The sequence below is a fragment of the Treponema bryantii genome, from assembly GCF_900113965.1.
Lineage (GTDB): Bacteria > Spirochaetota > Spirochaetia > Treponematales > Treponemataceae > Treponema_D > Treponema_D bryantii_A.
In genome coordinates this window covers 87,959-106,269 of sequence record NZ_FORI01000011.1, presented here as the reverse complement: position 1 = coordinate 106,269, position 18,311 = coordinate 87,959, and the positions used below count along the sequence as shown (strand labels likewise).

21 protein-coding genes are annotated in these 18,311 nt (G+C 40.4%); 12 read left to right on the top strand and 9 right to left on the bottom strand.

Translation table 11 applies throughout. The features are described from left to right. Window positions 1–128: 128 nt before the first annotated feature. The 3 genes from BM161_RS13010 to BM161_RS13000 are packed head-to-tail and all read right to left on the bottom strand — an operon-like array spanning window position 129 to window position 4,495. A complete protein-coding gene (locus BM161_RS13010; protein ID WP_143090573.1) occupies window positions 129–1,358 on the bottom strand; it encodes a DUF1302 family protein in 1,230 nt (409 codons plus the stop codon). 2 nt (window positions 1,359–1,360) lie between these two features. Beyond that, the gene (locus tag BM161_RS13005) at window positions 1,361–2,140 is read right to left on the bottom strand and encodes an outer membrane lipoprotein-sorting protein (RefSeq protein WP_074933371.1); all 780 of its coding nucleotides are present in this window, start codon (window positions 2,138–2,140) and stop codon (window positions 1,361–1,363) included. Beyond that, entirely contained in the window at window positions 2,141–4,495 is a 2,355-nt protein-coding gene (locus BM161_RS13000; RefSeq protein ID WP_074933369.1) for an efflux RND transporter permease subunit, read from the bottom strand. A 160-nt stretch (window positions 4,496–4,655) separates the two neighbouring features. On the opposite strand from BM161_RS13000, the gene BM161_RS12995 reads away from it, so the two are divergent. Continuing rightward, window positions 4,656–5,288 carry a TetR/AcrR family transcriptional regulator gene (locus BM161_RS12995; RefSeq protein ID WP_074933368.1) on the top strand — a complete coding sequence of 211 codons (633 nt, stop codon included), beginning with the start codon at window positions 4,656–4,658 and terminating at the stop codon, window positions 5,286–5,288. A 58-nt stretch (window positions 5,289–5,346) separates the two neighbouring features. On the opposite strand, the gene BM161_RS12990 is transcribed toward BM161_RS12995, so the two are convergent. Genes BM161_RS12990 through BM161_RS12975 form a run of 4 tightly spaced genes read right to left on the bottom strand, consistent with a single transcriptional unit; the run spans window position 5,347 to window position 8,320 of the window. Then, window positions 5,347–5,637: an Lrp/AsnC family transcriptional regulator gene (locus BM161_RS12990; protein ID WP_074933366.1), complete on the bottom strand. Its 291-nt coding sequence runs from the start codon at window positions 5,635–5,637 to the stop codon at window positions 5,347–5,349. 7 nt (window positions 5,638–5,644) lie between these two features. Further along, a complete protein-coding gene (gene feoB, locus BM161_RS12985) occupies window positions 5,645–7,690 on the bottom strand; it encodes a ferrous iron transport protein B (RefSeq protein ID WP_074933364.1) in 2,046 nt (681 codons plus the stop codon). Continuing rightward, on the bottom strand, window positions 7,687–7,923 hold the full coding sequence (locus BM161_RS12980; RefSeq protein ID WP_074933362.1) for a FeoA family protein: 237 nt from the start codon (window positions 7,921–7,923) through the stop codon (window positions 7,687–7,689). Before BM161_RS12980 ends, feoB begins: the two co-directional genes overlap by 4 nt. A 25-nt stretch (window positions 7,924–7,948) precedes the next feature. Continuing rightward, a complete protein-coding gene (locus BM161_RS12975) occupies window positions 7,949–8,320 on the bottom strand; it encodes a heavy-metal-associated domain-containing protein (RefSeq protein ID WP_074933361.1) in 372 nt (123 codons plus the stop codon). A gap of 240 nt (window positions 8,321–8,560) precedes the next feature. Here BM161_RS12975 and BM161_RS14435 point away from each other — a divergent pair, with 240 nt between their 5' ends. From BM161_RS14435 to BM161_RS12960, 4 genes are read left to right on the top strand one after another with little or no spacing between them, the layout of a single operon-like run. Then, window positions 8,561–8,704 carry a hypothetical protein gene (locus BM161_RS14435; RefSeq protein ID WP_177206247.1) on the top strand — a complete coding sequence of 48 codons (144 nt, stop codon included), beginning with the start codon at window positions 8,561–8,563 and terminating at the stop codon, window positions 8,702–8,704. 11 nt (window positions 8,705–8,715) lie between these two features. Next, a complete protein-coding gene (locus tag BM161_RS12970) occupies window positions 8,716–9,192 on the top strand; it encodes a pyridoxamine 5'-phosphate oxidase family protein (RefSeq protein WP_074933359.1) in 477 nt (158 codons plus the stop codon). A gap of 27 nt (window positions 9,193–9,219) precedes the next feature. Then, window positions 9,220–10,041, top strand: coding sequence for a class I SAM-dependent methyltransferase (locus BM161_RS12965; RefSeq protein ID WP_244882852.1), 822 nt, complete (start codon window positions 9,220–9,222; stop codon window positions 10,039–10,041). 16 nt (window positions 10,042–10,057) lie between these two features. Continuing rightward, window positions 10,058–10,414, top strand: a complete 357-nt coding sequence (locus BM161_RS12960; RefSeq protein WP_074933357.1) for a NifB/NifX family molybdenum-iron cluster-binding protein — start codon at window positions 10,058–10,060, stop codon at window positions 10,412–10,414. 34 nt (window positions 10,415–10,448) lie between these two features. Here BM161_RS12960 and BM161_RS12955 read toward each other — a convergent pair whose 3' ends face one another. Further along, window positions 10,449–11,087 carry a TetR/AcrR family transcriptional regulator gene (locus tag BM161_RS12955; RefSeq protein ID WP_074933356.1) on the bottom strand — a complete coding sequence of 213 codons (639 nt, stop codon included), beginning with the start codon at window positions 11,085–11,087 and terminating at the stop codon, window positions 10,449–10,451. A gap of 143 nt (window positions 11,088–11,230) precedes the next feature. On the opposite strand from BM161_RS12955, the gene BM161_RS12950 reads away from it, so the two are divergent. The 7 genes from BM161_RS12950 (at window position 11,231) to BM161_RS12920 (ending at window position 17,314) form a co-directional block, all read left to right on the top strand. Then, window positions 11,231–12,232, top strand: coding sequence for an alpha/beta hydrolase (locus tag BM161_RS12950; protein WP_074933354.1), 1,002 nt, complete (start codon window positions 11,231–11,233; stop codon window positions 12,230–12,232). A gap of 10 nt (window positions 12,233–12,242) precedes the next feature. Then, entirely contained in the window at window positions 12,243–12,737 is a 495-nt protein-coding gene (locus BM161_RS12945; RefSeq protein WP_244882850.1) for a cyclophilin-like fold protein, read from the top strand. A gap of 12 nt (window positions 12,738–12,749) precedes the next feature. Continuing rightward, entirely contained in the window at window positions 12,750–13,301 is a 552-nt protein-coding gene (locus BM161_RS12940; RefSeq protein WP_074933382.1) for a flavodoxin, read from the top strand. Window positions 13,302–13,322: 21 nt separating this feature from the next. Further along, entirely contained in the window at window positions 13,323–13,970 is a 648-nt protein-coding gene (locus BM161_RS14285; protein ID WP_074933352.1) for a DUF4405 domain-containing protein, read from the top strand. A gap of 15 nt (window positions 13,971–13,985) precedes the next feature. Next, entirely contained in the window at window positions 13,986–14,831 is an 846-nt protein-coding gene (locus BM161_RS14280; RefSeq protein ID WP_074933350.1) for a DUF3737 family protein, read from the top strand. Between the two features lie 19 nt (window positions 14,832–14,850). Further along, a complete protein-coding gene (locus tag BM161_RS12925; protein WP_074933348.1) occupies window positions 14,851–15,201 on the top strand; it encodes a putative quinol monooxygenase in 351 nt (116 codons plus the stop codon). Between the two features lie 115 nt (window positions 15,202–15,316). Then, window positions 15,317–17,314 (top strand): hypothetical protein, encoded by a 1,998-nt coding sequence (locus BM161_RS12920; RefSeq protein ID WP_083425803.1) that lies wholly within the window; start codon window positions 15,317–15,319, stop codon window positions 17,312–17,314. On the opposite strand, the gene BM161_RS12915 is transcribed toward BM161_RS12920, so the two are convergent. Next, window positions 17,295–18,308, bottom strand: a complete 1,014-nt coding sequence (locus BM161_RS12915) for a serine hydrolase domain-containing protein (RefSeq protein WP_074933347.1) — start codon at window positions 18,306–18,308, stop codon at window positions 17,295–17,297. The two genes, BM161_RS12920 and BM161_RS12915, sit on opposite strands and share 20 nt — an antisense overlap. Window positions 18,309–18,311 lie beyond the last annotated feature (3 nt).

Genomic DNA, 18,311 nt, shown 5'->3' with positions numbered 1-18,311 from the left:
TAAGGTTAAATTAAAAGGACTGACCCCTTTACAATTCAGGAATCAGTCCTTAAAATCAGCCTAGTTAAAGTGTCCAATAATTGGGGTGCACTTCAGTTGGAGCCGGTATTCATCTGAATATTTATTTATTAGAAATTAAATTTTGCTTTTATATATGCAGAGCTTAAATCTTTATATTTTCCATATTCTCCGTCATTTTCAGAACCAGGTATAAAAATATATGCACCACAAGAAAGTTTAATCTGATCAGAAAGACTATATTCTGCTGCAGGACTGATAAAGCTGTCTAAATCATTAAAGTTCAAAAGTCCGCTTAAACTTAATTCAAGAGTTTCATTTATAAAAGTTTTTGAGACATTTATTGTCATTCCATGAGTATATGCTTTACTTCGTTCAAGCTGAACTAAACTTCCAAACACATAATCACAAAAATACTGAGCGGTAAGTGTCCAGCTAGATGGCATCCAATCCACCCCTGCAAGAGCAGATATTTCATTGCGCTGTTCAATTACACTAAAATATTTTTGAGGAAAGAAAGCAGCTTCCGTGCGTATTACAATTTCCTTTACAGGTATTGCCATATCTATTCCAATCATAGACAGGCGTTTGTATTTTCCATTTATCTGAATTCCCTGGGCAGTAATATTGTAATCTAATACCGGAGTATCATCCCAGCCATAAAAACCGTAAAGTGAAACATCCATCAGAGGAAAATATCCGGAAACTTTTAAACCATACTCTCCATTCCATATATCAATTTCTGGTTTTTCTATGGTTCCAAGACTCATTGGATATGGTGAGTTTTCTGGTATTATAAATTTCCGCAACTGATTTCCTTCATCAAGAGGAAGCTTACTTGGAGTAAAAAATGGAATCCAATAAGCATCAAGTGTAAATTGATTTCCAGTAAAAGAAAGACGCAGTGCATCTATTGCAAGCTTTGAATTATCACTTGTCATTGAAGAAAAACTGGACATATCTTTTGGACATATAACATTTGTTATGTCTATTCCATCAGCTTTTCCCCATGCAGTTTTCTGACGACCAATACGAATCCCCCAGAAACTTGCAGTATAATCAAGCCATAACTCATTCACTCTCCAGTCCAGTTGATTTGAGGTTGCATCATATGACACAGCTGCTTCAGCAAAGGCTGAACTTTTATCATAGTAAGCATCTAAAGTGCCGGTAAAGGAAGTTTCTCCTAAAAGAAAGCGTCCAGCAGATGTATTATTATCTGTTCCCGAAACACTTGCTCCCCAGATAGTTTGAATCTCTCCAGAAAAATCTACTCCACCTTCAGCTGATAACGGCAAAACAATCATTAATAATAAGATGAGTAGTAAAGTTTTTTTCATGATTATCTAATTCTCCCCTTCTCGAGCGCAGCGACTGTAAATAATGAGTCATCAATATCTTCTTCATCATAAATAATATTTTTGCTTTCAATGAGAGACCATGTTCCAGACTGAACATTTTCCATCTTCATTTTCTGAGCGGTTGTATAGCCTTTAATTGTTATAAAATCTGAGCAGGTAAGAACGCGGTGGAGAGTATCCTGACGGTCGTAAAACTCACACTTGCGGAGGATGTAATCTGCCTTACCGATGTAGCTGATATAGCGTGGGTCTTTTTCTGTATGAGCCTTGCTGATGCATTCAACCTTGTAACAAGGTGTACCATCGACAGCTTCTTCTCCAAGCAATTTGTAATCATATTTATTCAGACTACGGTCTCCCATATCCTGATAGGTGAAGTCTGTTCCCATAAAGCTGCCTTCGCTTTCTGAGCCTGAAGATGCGATGCGACGGGTCTTTTTCATTGCTGGCATATAGAGCCAGTTATCGGAATCCTTGTCTTCTTCCTCGTAATCAAAAGTGAGATAGCCTGTTCCGGCAACATCTTTTGGTGTTGTAAAAACGATAACGCTCTTTTCTACATCTCCGTAATCCTTGCTCTTCATAATCACTTCGCGGATTCTATCGCTTCCTTTTTTTGAGTGAATTGTTAGAGTTGCTGTGGATGCAGATGTTGTTGGCGATGGAACTTCGTCCGCCTTTTTCATGATGTCGTAGCCGGTTTCTGCGAAGAGAGCTCCGGCGATTAAAAGTACTGAAAGTGTAGTGATAAGTTTTTTCATTTATTTTGTCTCCTTGCCAAAAGGCTTAGTAATAAACAACAGCACTGGTGTCAATGTGTAGTCGGCAATGAGGGCACTGCCAAGACCTACAATTGAAAGCCAGCCAATATTTACGAGAACAGTCATTGTGCTTGTAAGGAAGATTCCAAACATTGCACAGAGAATGATTGTTGTCATAATCATTGTTTTTCCAATTTCACGGTATGAGTTCAATACTGCCGAACGGTAGTTTCCTGTAAGCTCAAAGTGATATTTAATATGATTTGTAAAATGGATTGTGTCATCAACCGCAATACCAAGAATCATAGGCATAATCATTGCAGTAATCATATCAAGGTTTACACTGGCATAGCCCATAATTCCACCGATAATTGCAATTGGAGCAACGTTTGGAATCATTGCGATAAAGCCTGTGCGGAAAGATGTAAAGGCCAGAATCAAAAGAAGCAGAATTACCAGCAGCGAAGTTCCAATCGAACGGATTGAACCACGAACAAGTTTGCCATTCATCTGTGCATACTGAACAACCTCACCTACTACACCTGCATTTGATGCATCAGGGAAAAGCTCTGCACACCATTTTTTTACATCTTCAAGATTGCGAACAATTTCTTCTCCATCGTAACCAGAAAGTTCAATATGAAGGTAGCCGGCCTTAAAATCTTCGCTGACATAATTGTAAAGATCATTTCCACCAGAGATTTCGTATAGGAACATTTCCTGACTTACAAGATCCTGATCATCAGGAATAACATAAGCGGCAGGATCATCACCGTTGAGAGTTCGGTTCATCTCCTTTACAACTTTTGTTACAGAAGAAACACGAGGCTTTCCGTTTGAAACTTTTGTAGAACTTAGAGTTCCAATGCGCGCTGCCATTTCATCCATATTCTTAAGAACCTGTGGATTTTTAAGGGCATCTTCTTCCTGATATTCAACAAGAACTTCATAGCTGTACTGACTTCCAAGCTGACTTCGGGTAATTTCCATAAGGCGGTGAATGTAAGGTGTTCGCTCGCCCATCATATCTGCATAATTCATATTAACTTTGATTTTGAAAATGCCTGGAAGAACGGCCACAATCACAGCCACCCCAACAACAACTGTAATCCACTTTTTATTGAGGATTGATTTTCCCATTGCTTCTACGCGGAGGTCAGAACTTGTTGAGCCTTCGTTCTTTACAAAGTCCGGGTCAGGCTCCTGGTCTTTTCCAAAGCTGTAAAGACATGGAAGAAGAATTATTTCAAAAACGAAAACTGCAAAAACGGCTGCGGCAGTAATTCCTCCAACCCAGCGCATAGGTCTGATGTTTGCAGAAAGGAAGGAAAGCATACCTGCCATTGTTGTGATTACTGTAAAGAAGAGAGCCCAGCCGGAATCTCTGATACCCATAACAATTGATTCTTTTCGCTTACCGGTTTTTCTAAAGTACATCTTAAAGCTGTTGATGTAGTGAACTGCATAACCAACTGCAAGTGCCATAGAAAGCAATACAGTTACAAGAATCATTGTGTTATTTCCTTTGATATTAAGCCAGGCAGAAGCGCCGAGAGTTGTACAAAGGGCTCCGAGAGTTGCGATTGAAGGAACCACAACACCACGCAAAGAGCAGATAAAAACAATCAGGAAGATAAGCATTACGATAAAGCCTAAAGCAATTCGGCTTATACACTGCCAGACAATTGCTTTTTCTTCTTCGTATTCAGTATAAGAAAGTCCAGCCGGGCGGATTTCCCATTTATCTGACTTATATTTAGGGTCATTAAAAATTGCCATGGCAGGAGGAGCAATTTTTGCCATTGCCTGGTCAAGATTTTCTGAATACTGTTCAAGATTTACGATAAGCCAGGTTTCTGTACAGTCATCGCTGACAAGGTTGTTGACGATTGATTCACGGCTCATAATAAAAGCTTTCTTTTCTGCAAGCTCTGCTGGGTTAGAAGGAACGCCGTCTTCAAAAGGGCTTGTTACTTCAAAGCCATCTTCTGTTCCAATTGGAAGAGATAGTTCCATCAAAGAAGTAATACTTCCCGCATAAGGAACATTATTCAAAAGCTCGTCACCAAGCTCGTCTATCATCTGCAAAACTTCAGGATCAAAAACGTCTTTTGCCTTGATGTGAGCCAGAAGACTGTCTGTTGAACCAAAAATACTTTCAAAGTGATCCTGGTTTACTTTAGTTGTTTCCCAGTCATCAAACCAGTCTTCTTCGCCGTTATCGAGCTTAAGACGTGGAAGTCCAAGACTGCAAACTATTGTTAAAATCAATAAACCAATAAGGAAGCCCCATCTGTGCTTTACTTCAAAACGACCGAACTTTTCAAACCAGTCGTTTATTTTCTTAACCTGCATAAAATCTCCTCTATCTCGTTAGTAAATACTAACTATTTTGATAACACCGTTATCGTTAACAGATAATAATGATAACAGTGTTACCATGTCAAGCATTTTTGATAACATCGTTATCTTTTTCTTGACAAATCTCATTATTTCATTCTAAAATTGGGTCATTGTGAGCGAATCCGCAATTGAAACAAAAAAGAAAATCCTCGAAAGCGCAATGGCAGAATTCCTGGAAAAAGGTTTTATGAACGCCTCACTGCGCACAATTGCATCAAACGCTGGTCTTACCACTGGCGCAATGTACCGTCATTTTAAAGATAAGGATGCTCTTTTCTGCGCGCTTGTAGACGAGGCTATTACATTTACAACTAATACTGTGATGATGGCTGATTCTTCCCATCACATGGATGTAGATAATCTTGTTTCTCAGGAACATTTTGAAAAAGAAGCAGAAGAGACAAATGCACTTTTGAACTATATTTTTGATAATTTTGACACCTTTACCCTGCTTCTTACAAAAGCATCTGGAAGTACACATGAACATTTTCAGGAAGAAATCTGCGAGCTCTATACAAAAAACTGCGAGCAGACCTTCAACTGGATGTATAAGAATCAGATTTCTACAAAAAAAATCGACAAGATGACAGTTCACTTTATTGCATCAACAATCATAAATGCCTTTGTAGAAATCATAACCCACAAAATGACAAAGAAGGCAGCTTTTCAATACATCGAAAATATCGAAGAGTTTACCCGCTACGGAATGATGCACATGATGGGTATTCCTTGCAAGCATGACTAATTCTTAATCGTACACGGGCAATTTCTGAAGAGGACTTCAAAACCCCTATGACCATGGTTTAAATTACTTCCCACATTTCTCCCATGTTTTTGAAGCCTCCTTCGGGGAGACAGCCTTTGCAGGTGAAAGAGCCGGACTTACCACTATGTGCCTTGCAACCCGGGCAGTGACCCCCGTTGCAGCCATGTGAGCAGTCATTTTTGATATTTAATACACGACGAATCAGACCGGCACGCTCGAGAAACTCGATTTTGCGATTGATATCGTCGGTACTTGTATTAAGCTCTGCGGCGAGCATTTCGATTGAACGGGAATGTCCGTCGCGGAGCAGATTTAATAGTTCTTCCATGTTCCTGTTACCAGATCAGCAATCCGATATGATAAGCAACACACGCAATCAGAAGAGCACCAACTGTATAGTACAAGGCAATAATTGCAGTCCACTTAGCAGAGTGAGTTTCCTGGTAAGTTGCAGCAAGAGCAACGATACAAGGCATGTTAAAGGTAATTGCAAAGATGAATGCAAGTGCCTCAGGCTTTGCAACGTTAGCAACAAGGAGCTCATTGATATTTGCGGCACGTGCTCCGCCGACTACAGAGCCTACGGTAAGCATATTATGATCTGTAAAGATTGAACTGAGAACACCAATTGCACCTTCCTTACCGAGAGAAGAAACAATGAAGGCCATAAAGGTTTTCCAGCCAAGTCCAAAAATCTTTGTAACAGGTTCAATAAACTGACCAATTTTGTAAAGAATTGAGTTATCCATAGAACCGGAATTTGTAAAGGTGAGCAGCCAGAATACAAAAGATACAAGAAGAATGACTTTAAGAACACGGAAGAATGTATCCTTTGTACGGCCAAGTACGTAACGGAAAAGTGCGCCCCACTTTGGTTTATGGTATGGAGGAAGCTCCATAATCATTCCGCAGCGATCTTCTTTTTTGACAAGCTTACGACCAAAAATTTTTGAAGTAATCCACATATGGAGAATCATCACGGCGAGTATTGCAACGATGATTAAAGGAGCGGCTCCACCAAACCATACAGTTGAAAGCATTGGAACAACAGCCCAGGCAGCACCACAAGGAACAGCCCACGCAAGCGCGATTGTAAGAACCTTCTGTCCCCAGTTATCGATTACACGGGCACCTGCCGCACCACCCATTGTACAACCAAAGCTTACAAGGAAAGGCATAACTGATTTTCCCTGAAGACCGAGCTTAGCCATTGTGTTGTCGAAAACGTATGAGATACGTGCCATAACACCAACTTCTTCAAGCAGACCGAATACAAGAGTAACCCCGAACACAAAGCCGAGCATTTTTAAAATAAAGCTGAGAGAATTGATTACAACATCACAAATTATTGCGATTATAAAGCCTGGACAATTTATTGAATTAAGGGCATTCGAAACCGGATTAATTAACGCACCTATTGCAGAACCTATTCCCATAAATGGAAGGGCTGGAATAAAGGAAGCAATAAGTCCGAACAAAACTGTGAGAATAACAACCGGCTTTCCCCAGACGCGGTGAGTAATCATGCGGTCAAATTTTCCAAGTTTTCGAGTCTGTGTTTTTGATGCCATCGCCCCCTCGAGAAGCTCGTCTATCCAGGCAAACTTTGCTTCTCCTGTAAGAAGTACACCTTTGTTTGTCTCTTTTGACGCAAGAAGATTTTTAGCTACCGCTTCATCAAACTCCTTACGTTTATTTCCCTCCAATGCCATTTTAATTTTCGCTGTGACCGGCAAGTCTCCTTCTACAACCTTGGCAGCCAGCCAGACTGAGGAGTATCCAGGAATTACATTTTCCGGAACCAGAGGCTTTATGTTTTTATAAGCCTCAATATTTTCGTATTTTGCTTCAATAGCTGATGATTCAAGGATTGTTTTTTTGCTGATTGCAGTTTCAAGGGCTGTATAAAATCCATCATAATTCTTTTTATCCTGAGCGGAGAAAAGAACCACCGGGATACCAAGTTTTTTCGAAATTGCATTAATGTCAATCTGCTTGCCCTGTTCAGCCGCAACATCACTCATATTCAAAAGCAGGAAGGTTGGAACCTTGATTCCGGCATAATCTGCGAGCATGTAAAGACTTCGCTGAAGCTGAGAGCTGTCGGCAAGAATACATACAACATCTGCCTTACCGCCGGCAATATAATCACGAGTAATAATTTCCTCATCTGAGTTTGCTGAAAGACTATAGGTTCCTGGAAGGTCGGCTACCAGATATTTCTCTCCCTTGTATTCAAAGTTTCCTTCTTTCTTCTCTACTGTTTTTCCAGGCCAGTTTCCTACGTGCTGTTTGAGACCGGTAAGAGCATTAAACAAAGTTGACTTACCTGAGTTCGGCTGACCAAGCAATGCGATTACTGTTTCGTTTTTATTTGTCATGCTGCACCTCCGGCTTCCTGCACGAAAATGTTTTCACATTCACTGCGGTTTAAAGCAATCATTGTGTCACGTGAATAAACAAGCAGTGGACGATGCTTTTCGTTTTTTATGATTGCAATTTTACAGCCCGGAGTAATTCCGATGGATGTAATTCTACTTACAAAACGTGTATCACCGTTTATCGAAGCGACAACAGCACTCTGTTCCTTCTTTAACTCATTGAGTTTTTTCATTTATTTCTCCTAATTCAATAAATAACTAATTTGATGTAACAGCCAGAACTGTGTAGCCGGCTTCTCGTACTTCGTTTTCTAAATCAGCTGCCTCGAGTTCAGTTTTTGAAAGAACCGTAACAGACTTCTTTTCGAGACTGGCAGTTGCCCAAAGACCTTCAATTGAATTCAGAGTATTTTCTACACGACGAGTACAGTTTGAACAATGCATACCATCTACTGTGAGAATATATTTATATGGATAATGTGATTTATTTTTGTCTGCTGGTTGGATTTTCTTTTCAGGAGCATCGCGCTCACCACAACAAGCTGAGCCATGACGAATTCTATGAATTACACTTTTTACTGCAAATATAATAATTACAAGAAGAAATACCGTTGTGAATATAGTTCCCATAAGGGTTATTCCATCCTTACAAGTTAGTAATACCTAACTTGTTATGATAAAATAACATTTTTTTATATTATTAGCAATAGCTAACAATATAAAATACCATCATTATAGAAATTAGTAAGTTTCGTGATATAGGATTTTGCTACATCCAGATCAACTTCTTCAATTAGAGGTGCAAAAATAAGGTCTTTACCTTTAAGCTTTTTTTGACACTTTTCAGACATTTTCCGCTATAATCAACTTATGACTGTGGCAACGCTCTTTTCGGCGCTGGCAGTCATTTTGATTTTTGTTGGACTTATCGGCTATCATGAAGTAATCAGCTGGAGTAAAGTCCTGGGTGTTGCAATATGCCTTGTGGGATTGTATTTTATTAATAGAAAGTAAAAGGTGATTATATGTTTAGACCAATGAGAAGATTCAAGCAGCAGATTACAGACGCTGAATGCAAAGAGATTTTGAAAAACGAAAAACGCGGAGTTCTTTCACTCCTCGGTGATGACGGATATCCTTATGGACTTCCACTCTCCCACTTCTATAGCGAAGAAGACAACAAGATTTATTTTCATGGCGCAAAGGAAGGCCACAAAATTGATGCCATCAAAAATTATGACAAGGCAAGTTTCTGCGTTTATGATTCAGGCTACCGAAAGGAAGGCGAATGGGCACTGAACATTAACAGTGTAATCGTCTTCGGAAAAATCCGCCTTGTGACAGATCCGGAACTGGCCCGCGAGATCTGCACAAAGCTGGTTCAGAAGTTTACAGACGATCAGGCCTATCTTGAAAAAGAACTCAAAAACGCCCTGCCCCGTGTTCAGTGCCTTGAGCTGGAAATTGAACACATGACAGGCAAACTTGTAAATGAGTCATAAGTGCAATATCAGGCATAAAATTTGACAATGACTGTTTTTGGAGAAAGCAAATTGAGTACAAGAGTAAACATGATTAGCAGTTTTTATGGTAGTATTGATGAAGATTCAAGACTTACAGGTAACCGTCGCGGAGAACTGGAGTTTTTTACTACCATGCAGTATATTCACCGCTATGCAAAAGAGGATTCAAATGTTTTAGAAGTAGGAGCAGGGACCGGTAAATATTCCATTGCCCTTGCAAAAGAAGGTATGAACGTAACTGCAGTTGAGCTTGTAGAAAGCAATCTTGAAGTTTTACGAAAAAATGGGGATGGAATAAAAACTCTTACATCTTGTCAGGGAGATGCCACAAATCTTTCTGCATTTGAGAACGCAAGCTTTGATGTAACACTTGTCCTTGGTCCAATGTATCATCTTTACGAAATGCAAGACGTGAACAAGGCAATTGATGAAGCTATTCGTGTTACAAAAGAAGATGGTGTGATTATGTTTGCATTTCTTTCTGTGTATGCAATTATGTATTCAAACTATCTGTATAGCAACTGGGCAGCAGGCGAAGAAGAAAATTTTACGAAAGACTTTCAGCCAAGACATTTTGAACAGCAGCTTTTTACAGGTTATGACATTACAGAGTTTGAATCTCTTTTTAATACAAAACCTGTAAAGAAGATTACAACAGCCGGCACGGACGGTTATCTGGAACCTGTTCAGCTCCGTTCAGATTTTGCATTTTCCGACAAAGATTTTGAATCTTTCAAAAAATGGCATTTAGCATTTGCAGAAAAACGTGAGCTTTTAGGCAGTAACAGTCATTTGCTTTATATATGTAAAAAACAAAGCACAAAATAGAGAAATGGAGGACAAAATGAAAGTAGCAGTAACTTATGAAAAAGAAACAGGAAACGTTTTCCAGCATTTTGGAAAGACTCAGTATTTTAAGATTTATCAGATTGAAGATGGAAAGATTCTTTCCTCAGAAGTGATTGATAACGGCGGAAATGGTCATCACGCCATTCCACCATACTTAAAGAGCCTTGGAGTTGAAACTTTGATTTTAGGAAACCGCGGACAGGGTGCCATCGAAGCCATTGCTGCCAGCGGATTAAAAGAAATGCCAGGAATCACAGGAAGTGCCGACGAAGCCGCAGAGCTTTTTGCAAAAGGCCAGCTCAAGCCAAACTTTGAGGCTAAGTGTGTCCATCACGGGGAACATCATCAGTAAGGGTTACTGACAAATCAACTTCCCTCTTTCGATTTTAGTCTTTCCACGCCAGGCGCATTTTAATAAAGTCCTTCATGTCCTTATAAAAATCCAGTGGCGGCGGAGTTATATTGATTTGTTTAAGAGCTTCCTGAACCAGAGGATTTTTATAACAGCAGACTGCATTTGAGGAAGCATAAAAAAGCACGTCCAGCTGGATTTTGTAAGCAGCATCCTGAGAGGTGCCCAGCATTTGTGCAAGTCTGTCGCGGAAGGCATAGGCCAGGTCATAATATTTCTTTTTGAAAACTGCAAGGCGTTCTACCGTTACATTTGTTTCAATCACCGGATTAAGATAGGAAACATAACGCATGTAATCCTGATTTGCATTTACAATTCCAGCCCATACTTCAGTAATCACGTCAGACGTAAAATTGTTGCCATCTGGAAAAGCCGAAAGCAATGCATTGTAATAGGTAGCCATTTTTTCTGAAGAAATTTCCAGAAAGATTTCTTCTTTGGTCGTAACGTATTTATAAAGGTTTGCACGTGACCAGCCTAATTTTTCTGCAATCGTGGTAAGGGTAATTTCTGAATAAGGGCAGCTTGCAAAAAGTTCTGCAGTTGCCTCTTTTATTTGAGAAAGTCTTTCTTCTTTATGTTCGTCGCTTCTTGCACGGATATAATCTGCCATACCTAGAGAATAACACAGTAAAAGATTTTTTGCAATAAGCAACTTTTTGTCACTAAAATCGCATTTTAGTGTTGACAAGTCACCGATTATGCCATACACTTTAGATAAGTGACACAGCGTTACTAAAACATAAGGAGAATATTATGAATCCAAATCTTGCAAAAATAGACAGAACAAATGAACATTACACTTTTGAATTGGCCCAGGGAGTAAAACGAACAACCGTAACCTTCCGCAATCATTTTGGAATTGAACTGACAGGAGACCTGTACAGCCCAGAGAATGCAGCAACTGCAGGAAATGCGGCCCTGGCAATCTCCGGACCTTTTGGAGCAGTAAAGGAACAGTCTTCCGGATTTTATGCAAATCAGATGGCTGCTCGTGGTTACATCGCCCTGGCCTTTGACCCAAGCTTTACAGGAGAATCCGGCGGTGAACCACGCTATATGAACAGTCCCGACATCAACACCGAAGATTTTATGGCAGCAGTAGATTTTCTTTCAACCCGCGAAAACATCGACCCAGAAAAAATCGGCATCATAGGAATCTGTGGCTGGGGAGGAATGGCAATTAATACAGCGGCAATCGACACACGAATTAAAGCAACAGTTGCAAGCACAATGTACGATATGAGCCGTGTTACTGCCAACGGATATTTTGACAGCGCAAATAATTCAGAAGCAAGACACGAAGCCCGCAAGGCGCTTATGGCACAGCGCATCGAAGATTTTAAGGCAGTCCAGGCTGGCGGTACTTATAAGCTTGGAGGCGGAGTTGTAGATCCTCTTCCCGAAGACGCTCCATATTTTGTAAAGGATTATTATGATTACTACAAAACTCCACGCGGTTATCACGAGCGAAGTCTCAATTCAAATGGGGGCTGGAATGTAACTGCTTCCACTTCCCTTTTGAACACAAAGCTTCTTGCCTATGCCGAAGAAATCCAGAGTGCCGTTATGGTTCTTCATGGCGAAAAAGCCCACTCCCGTTATTTTGGTGAAGATGCATTTAAGCGTCTCACAGGCAGCAACAAGGAGCTGGTAATTATTCCTGGCGCAAGTCACACCGATTTGTATGACGGCGGAAAAAACAATGCAATTCCTTTTGATAAGCTTGCGGATTTTTTTGCAAAGTATTTGAAGTAGAGGGTTGCTGATGAAAAAAATATTTATAGTTTTAATGTCAATTTTTCTTCTTGCTTCTACAGCCTGCGCTAATGGCAGCAGGGGGATAAAATCATCTGACAAAGGAGAACTTTCTGATATGAAAATCTCGATTCAAATTACAAGCGACAGTGGCAGCCACACGCTCGCCGCCACACTGGCCGACAATTCTTCTGCCATAGCGTTTTACGAGTTGCTAGAAAAAGGCCATGTCACAATCAAAATGACCGACTACGGAAACTTTGAAAAAGTTGGCCCGCTTGGAACAAAGCTTCCACGCAACGACACCCAGATTACCACACAAGCCGGCGACATCATTTTGTATCAGGGAAATCAGATTACAATTTACTATGACACTAACAGCTGGAACTTTACCCGCCTTGGAAAAGTGGTTTCGACAAGCTCAACCACCACTATTACACAGGCCGAGCTCAAAAAGATTCTGGGCAAAGGTGATGTGACAGCGGTCTTTTCTGTAATGGAATAGAAGGAAATGCTTTTGAAAAAACTTATTCTTACACTTTTACTCGGAGGCCTTATCATGACAGGACTTTCAGCAAAGACAGCATTCGTTTACTTCAGCGCCACAGGAACAACAGAACGCATGGCAAAAAATACCGCTAAAGAAATGGGTGCAGACATCTTCGAGATTCAGCCAGTTCACAAATACACCGACGCCGACTTAGACTGGCACAACAAAAAATCACTTTCTTCGATTGAATGCAACGACCCAAAAAGCCGTCCTTCAATTAAGGCCGTGGTTTCGACAAGCTCAACCACCGCGTTTGACATCTCTGGCTACGACACAGTTGTGGTTTGTTACCCTATCTGGTGGGCTTATGCCCCAAAAATTGTTTACACCTTTGTAGAAAGCCAGAACTGGGCCGGCAAAAAAATGATTACTCTTTGTACCAGTGGTGGCAGCGGCCTTGGTCGCAGCGGAACAGATTTGTCTAAGTTTGCAAAGGGCGTAGACTTCAAAGGCGGAAAAGATTTTACCCGTGGCTCTGGCGCAGACGTTAAGAAGTATATTGAAGGTTTGTTGAAATAAAAAAATACCAGGAGTAAAATAATGACAAAAACCCAGCGCTTAAGAATGACTATCGACATTACAATGACAATCCTCTCCATCATCCTCATGGGCGGAAACTATTTGTTTCCGGCAGACATCGTGCACGAAATCTTAGGCGTAGGGCTTTTTGTCTTATGGGCTCTTCACATTATTTTGAACCGTCGCTGGTACGGAGCTATCTTCAAAGGAAAATATAACCCCTATCGCGTAATGCAGACAGTTATCAATTGCTGCATTTTGATTTGCACAATCTTTTTGATGATAAGCGGAATCATTCTTTCAAATCATATCTTCACATTTTTGAACATTCAGGGTGGGCTTGGCTTTGCCCGCATTGCGCATCTGCTTGCCAGCCACTGGTATTATCTTTTTATGTCGCTGCATATCGGACTGCATGTTGGACGCCTCTTTCAGGATATTACGGCAAAAATCATTCCGCGTATTATTCTTGCCCTGGTCTGCGCTTACGGCATTTACGCCTTCATTGCCCGCGGAGTCTGGAAGTATCTGATTCTTCGCCAGCAGTTTTTCTTCTTTGATCTGGACCGCGGCTACATTCTTTTTGCTATTGATTATATTTCCATTATCATTTTGTTTGCCACACTCTCGCACCTTTTGGCAAAGAGTTTAAAAAAGGGTAAACTATAATTCAGAGGTATTTTTGTGATTATCGAAAATCAGACTTTTGATGAAGAGAGAGCTTTATACGGTCTTAAAGATCTTACTGTAAAAAACTGCCGCTTTGATGGTCCTGCTGACGGTGAATCCGCTTTTAAGGAATGCCGCAACATCGACGTGACTGGCTGCTTTATGAATCTCCGTTATCCTTTCTGGCATGTAGAAAAAGCAAAAATCACCGATACAAGCTTTACAGAAAACTGTCGGGCTGCACTCTGGTATGATAAAGATATTTTGATTGAAAACAGCAGACTCGGCGGAATTAAAGCGCTTCGTGAATGTAAAAATATCAGCCTGAAAAACTGCAGCGTTAATTCTCCAGAGTTTGCCTGGAAAAGTCAAAAGCTGACAATTGAAAATGTCACAATCGAAGAATCTGAATATCCCTTTTTTGAAATCCGTGATGCAAAAATCTCAGGCCTCAAAATGAAGGGAAAATATTCTTTTCAGTATGATGAAAACATCGAAATTTCAGATTCAGAGCTGAACACAAAAGATGCCTTCTGGCACACAAAAAACGTGACGGTAAAAAACTCTCTTGTAAAAGGCGAATATCTCGGCTGGTATTCAGAGAATCTCACTCTCATAAACTGCCGCATTATTGGAACTCAGCCTTTCTGCTACTGCAAAAATCTCGTGCTCAAAAACTGCACTATGGAAGATTGCGACCTTGCCTTTGAGCGCAGCACCGTTGAAGTAGAAGTAAGCGGAAAAATCGACAGCATAAAAAATCCTCTTGCAGGAAAAATCACAGCAGACTTTATCGGACAGATAATTCTGGAAGAAGAAATCTGCGACAAATCAAAAACGCAAATTATCTGCAAAGAATAAAAATATCAGGAGAAGAAGAATGGCAATTACAGTAAATCTTCGTTACACAGGAAAAAAGGGTGCGGCACAGGCCTTTGCCCGTGAAATGATTTCAAGCGGAACAGTTGAGAAAATCAGAGCTGAAAAAGGAAATCTTCGCTATGAATATTATCTACCTTTTGAGGAAAAAAAAGCCGTCGATGACAGCAGCGAAACCATTCTCTTAATTGACTCCTGGGAAAATCAGGAAGCAATTGATTTGCACCACGCAACTCCAATGATGAAAACAATTGCTGAGCTTCGCGAAAAGTACGACCTGCACATGACCATCGAACGCTTTGTTTCTGATGATAAAATTCCTGAGCAGGATAAAGCTTTTATCAGAAACTGATGCTGTTATTGAATTTATAAAGGTTGGCTTGAGATGAATCGTCTTTCATAACAAATGGAAATATTTGTATAGATTTATTCTTTTTTTCCAGCTGTTTTAATATTATCATTATATCATGGTTGATTATTTTAAATTATCTGCCGTTTCAAAAAAACGACATCTCGAATTAGTTGAAGAAAAATCTGATATTTATGATTCCCCTGAAGTCTACGGTTTGAACTATCAGGAAAAGATTCTCGGAGGAAACGGCTCATCAGCTTCTCCTTATAAAATTGAAGTAAGCATTCAAAATACCAGTGGAAAAGTTTTCGAAGGAATTATGCGCCTTGAAATTGAGGCAGACGGTAAAGCTGATTTTTATCTTCCGGGTTTTATGTACGGTTCAAACAGAGGAGACAAGCCCTGGAAAGTAGACTGTAAATTTCCCCGGCTTAATTCTGCTTTCACAAATCCTTCAGATTCTGATTGTCCGCTTTCTTCATTTTATATGGTAAGGGGAGACAGACTTTCTCACCCATGTGCCTTGATGTACATAAATGGAAACTCTCCAAAGATTCGTGGCTTTCACACTTCTCCGTATTATTGCGAAAAAGATTTTGTACAGTATGGTGGCTTTACCTGTAATTCCAAAAGACAAACTGTCGGCTATACCTTCGGTTATGAAAATGCACCCTGGCTTTTTATTCAGTCACATACAATTCTTCCAAGACAAACTTCAAAAAACTATTTTACTTTGCAGGCAAATCAAAAAATCACACAAATTTTTTATGTTTATGATTTTGATGCAGCTGCGGTAACAGATATTCACAAGGTTATCAGAAATGTTTATGAGGAATATCACGAAGCACCACGCCAATCGGCATCTCTGGAAGAAGCAATAAAAGATTTATCACTGGCGGTCTGCGATTATGCTTGGCTTCCCTCTCAAAAATGTTATTCGGGTTTTGTAAGAGAAGCAGGATTTGATCAGAAGGGCAAGGAAAGTTTTTCTTATAATGTAATTCCTTCTATTTCCTGGACCAATGGAATTGTTGTTGCCTACCCGCAGCTTGTTGCCTCTGCTTGTCTAAATAATAAGAAAATGAGGGAACAAGCTCTTGAATGTATTCAAAATATTGTTGATAACTCCCTGAACAAAGCATCATCGCTTACGTATGAAACTTTCGACGGACAAAACTGGACCTGTCACGGCTGGTGGTATGGCGGAATGCACAGCGGTGGACATTCGGCTTATCTCGACGGTCAGTTTACTTATTATCTTTTGAAGGCTTACCAATTTGAAAAAGAAAATGGAAGGATTCACGATGACTGGCTCTCCTTCTCTAAAACTGTAGTTCATGCTCTTGAACGAGAGATTAACCGTGTGGGTGAATATCCTTTTGTTTACTCCGAGACTGATGGAACTGGTATTGAATATGATTCTCTTGGAAGCTCATGGGCACTGGCCGCAAGTATTCTCTTTGCCTTGATTACAAATGAAACAAAGAATCTTCCTCTCTTTGAAAAATCTCTGACCCATTACTACGAGACTTTTATTGCCAAGCTTGAATGCTATGGAAGTCCGCTTGATACAGACAAGGCTCCGGATAACGAAGGTGTACTTGCTTTTATAAGGGCAACAAAACTTTTACATCAGCTTACAAATAATCAACTTTATCTTGATTATATGGAAACAGCATTGTATCAGGAGTTCTCTTACAAGTTCTGCTATAATGGGCGTATCGAGGTTCCACCTCTAAGTAAACTTAAATGGAGTTCCTGTGGTGGCAGCATTACTTCAGTCTGTAATCCTCATATTCATCCTATGTCTTCATCAATTGTTGGTGAGATGGCTTACTTTATTGAGCATGCAAAAAAAGATTCCCGCACAATTGAATACATCAAAAATCGCATGCAGGATACAATTTTATGGGGCTGCCAGACTTATAATCATTTTGACGGAGAATTTGATTACGGTAAAAAAGGCTGGATGTCGGAACGCTTTTGTTACAGTCAGGGCCTCGTTGTCGAAAAATATAAAGACGGAAATCCTTCTTCAACCTGGTTTGCCTTAATGCCCTGGGCAAGCAGCAGCGTACTGGAAGGGTTACTATTTATTCCTGAACCAGCCTAAAATACTTTTCAAAGACTTCGCTGCACTTTTTCTGTTCGTCGTTAAGGCAGATTGTAAGCGAGCGCTTTGTATCGCGATTGTAAAAGCTGAAAAACTGTACGCCTGGATCAAAGCCCTCAAGAAAAACTATGTGCGGATTTTCTTTGCGCAGCCAGAAGCCAAGCCCATATAGTCCGTCATCACCTTCAATACAAGGGGACCAGGCATCTTCAATAAAAGGAGAAAGGGTGCTTTCCGGATTCAGCTCAGGATCAAGATTATGCCAGAATTGCGCCATGTCTGTAATTGTAGTAAACGCGCCGCCGTCTCCGCCACCAGTTACGGGAATTCCGTAAATGTTACTGCGGCCGTTTTGCTGATAGCCGGTTGCGCATACAATTCCGTCAGGGGGTGTTTCATCAAGCCTAAAAAAGCCTGTGCTTTCCATGCCAAGCTTTGTAAAAACATGCTGCCTTACAAATGACGGAAAACTCATGCCAGAGACAGCCTCAACAACAGCAGCAAGAATCACAAAGCCGCCATTGGAATACTTGAAATCCCCGGCAGAAGAATAAGGAGCCTGTTGTTTTTTCCACATATTTTCAATCAGAGGGAAAAAATCTTCCGGTTTTTCGTAGTGATAGTTTGCATTTCCACACAGGGCTTCTTCAAAATCATCTACAAAATCTTCATCAAAATAATCCGGCACACCTGAAGTGTGATTCAAAAGACTGCGCACCGTCACTTTTTCAGAAAGCCACTCGAGCAGACCGTATTTTTCAGTCTTTGCGGTCAAAAGTTTTTTCACGCTGTCATCAAGATTGAGCTTATTTTCTGCGGCAAGAATCAGAATTGAAACAGCCGTAAAACCTTTTGTGCCAGAAGCCGTGCCATAGCAAAAATCTGTGCTGTTCTGTATGCGGAAGTTTTTGTTTGCAAAACCATAAGCATCGCTTTCGATAAGCTTAGTTCCTTCGTATACACCAAAAACACCTGAAAAATTTGTAAAACCCATAAT

What these genes read in the sequence shown, in the direction of transcription:
- BM161_RS13010 (WP_143090573.1), bottom strand. Translation starts at nt 1,358, where the DNA reads ATGAAAAAAACTTTACTACTCATCTTATTATTAATGATTGTTTTGCCG.
- BM161_RS13005 (WP_074933371.1), bottom strand. Translation starts at nt 2,140, where the DNA reads ATGAAAAAACTTATCACTACACTTTCAGTACTTTTAATCGCCGGAGCT.
- BM161_RS13000 (WP_074933369.1), bottom strand. Translation starts at nt 4,495, where the DNA reads ATGCAGGTTAAGAAAATAAACGACTGGTTTGAAAAGTTCGGTCGTTTT.
- BM161_RS12990 (WP_074933366.1), bottom strand. Translation starts at nt 5,637, where the DNA reads ATGGAAGAACTATTAAATCTGCTCCGCGACGGACATTCCCGTTCAATC.
- feoB (WP_074933364.1), bottom strand. Translation starts at nt 7,690, where the DNA reads ATGACAAATAAAAACGAAACAGTAATCGCATTGCTTGGTCAGCCGAAC.
- BM161_RS12980 (WP_074933362.1), bottom strand. Translation starts at nt 7,923, where the DNA reads ATGAAAAAACTCAATGAGTTAAAGAAGGAACAGAGTGCTGTTGTCGCT.
- BM161_RS12975 (WP_074933361.1), bottom strand. Translation starts at nt 8,320, where the DNA reads ATGGGAACTATATTCACAACGGTATTTCTTCTTGTAATTATTATATTT.
- BM161_RS14435 (WP_177206247.1), top strand. Translation starts at nt 8,561, where the DNA reads ATGACTGTGGCAACGCTCTTTTCGGCGCTGGCAGTCATTTTGATTTTT.
- BM161_RS12970 (WP_074933359.1), top strand. Translation starts at nt 8,716, where the DNA reads ATGTTTAGACCAATGAGAAGATTCAAGCAGCAGATTACAGACGCTGAA.
- BM161_RS12965 (WP_244882852.1), top strand. Translation starts at nt 9,220, where the DNA reads ATGACTGTTTTTGGAGAAAGCAAATTGAGTACAAGAGTAAACATGATT.
- BM161_RS12960 (WP_074933357.1), top strand. Translation starts at nt 10,058, where the DNA reads ATGAAAGTAGCAGTAACTTATGAAAAAGAAACAGGAAACGTTTTCCAG.
- BM161_RS12955 (WP_074933356.1), bottom strand. Translation starts at nt 11,087, where the DNA reads ATGGCAGATTATATCCGTGCAAGAAGCGACGAACATAAAGAAGAAAGA.
- BM161_RS12950 (WP_074933354.1), top strand. Translation starts at nt 11,231, where the DNA reads ATGAATCCAAATCTTGCAAAAATAGACAGAACAAATGAACATTACACT.
- BM161_RS12945 (WP_244882850.1), top strand. Translation starts at nt 12,243, where the DNA reads ATGAAAAAAATATTTATAGTTTTAATGTCAATTTTTCTTCTTGCTTCT.
- BM161_RS14285 (WP_074933352.1), top strand. Translation starts at nt 13,323, where the DNA reads ATGACAAAAACCCAGCGCTTAAGAATGACTATCGACATTACAATGACA.
- BM161_RS12925 (WP_074933348.1), top strand. Translation starts at nt 14,851, where the DNA reads ATGGCAATTACAGTAAATCTTCGTTACACAGGAAAAAAGGGTGCGGCA.
- BM161_RS12920 (WP_083425803.1), top strand. Translation starts at nt 15,317, where the DNA reads ATGGTTGATTATTTTAAATTATCTGCCGTTTCAAAAAAACGACATCTC.
- BM161_RS12915 (WP_074933347.1), bottom strand. Translation starts at nt 18,308, where the DNA reads ATGGGTTTTACAAATTTTTCAGGTGTTTTTGGTGTATACGAAGGAACT.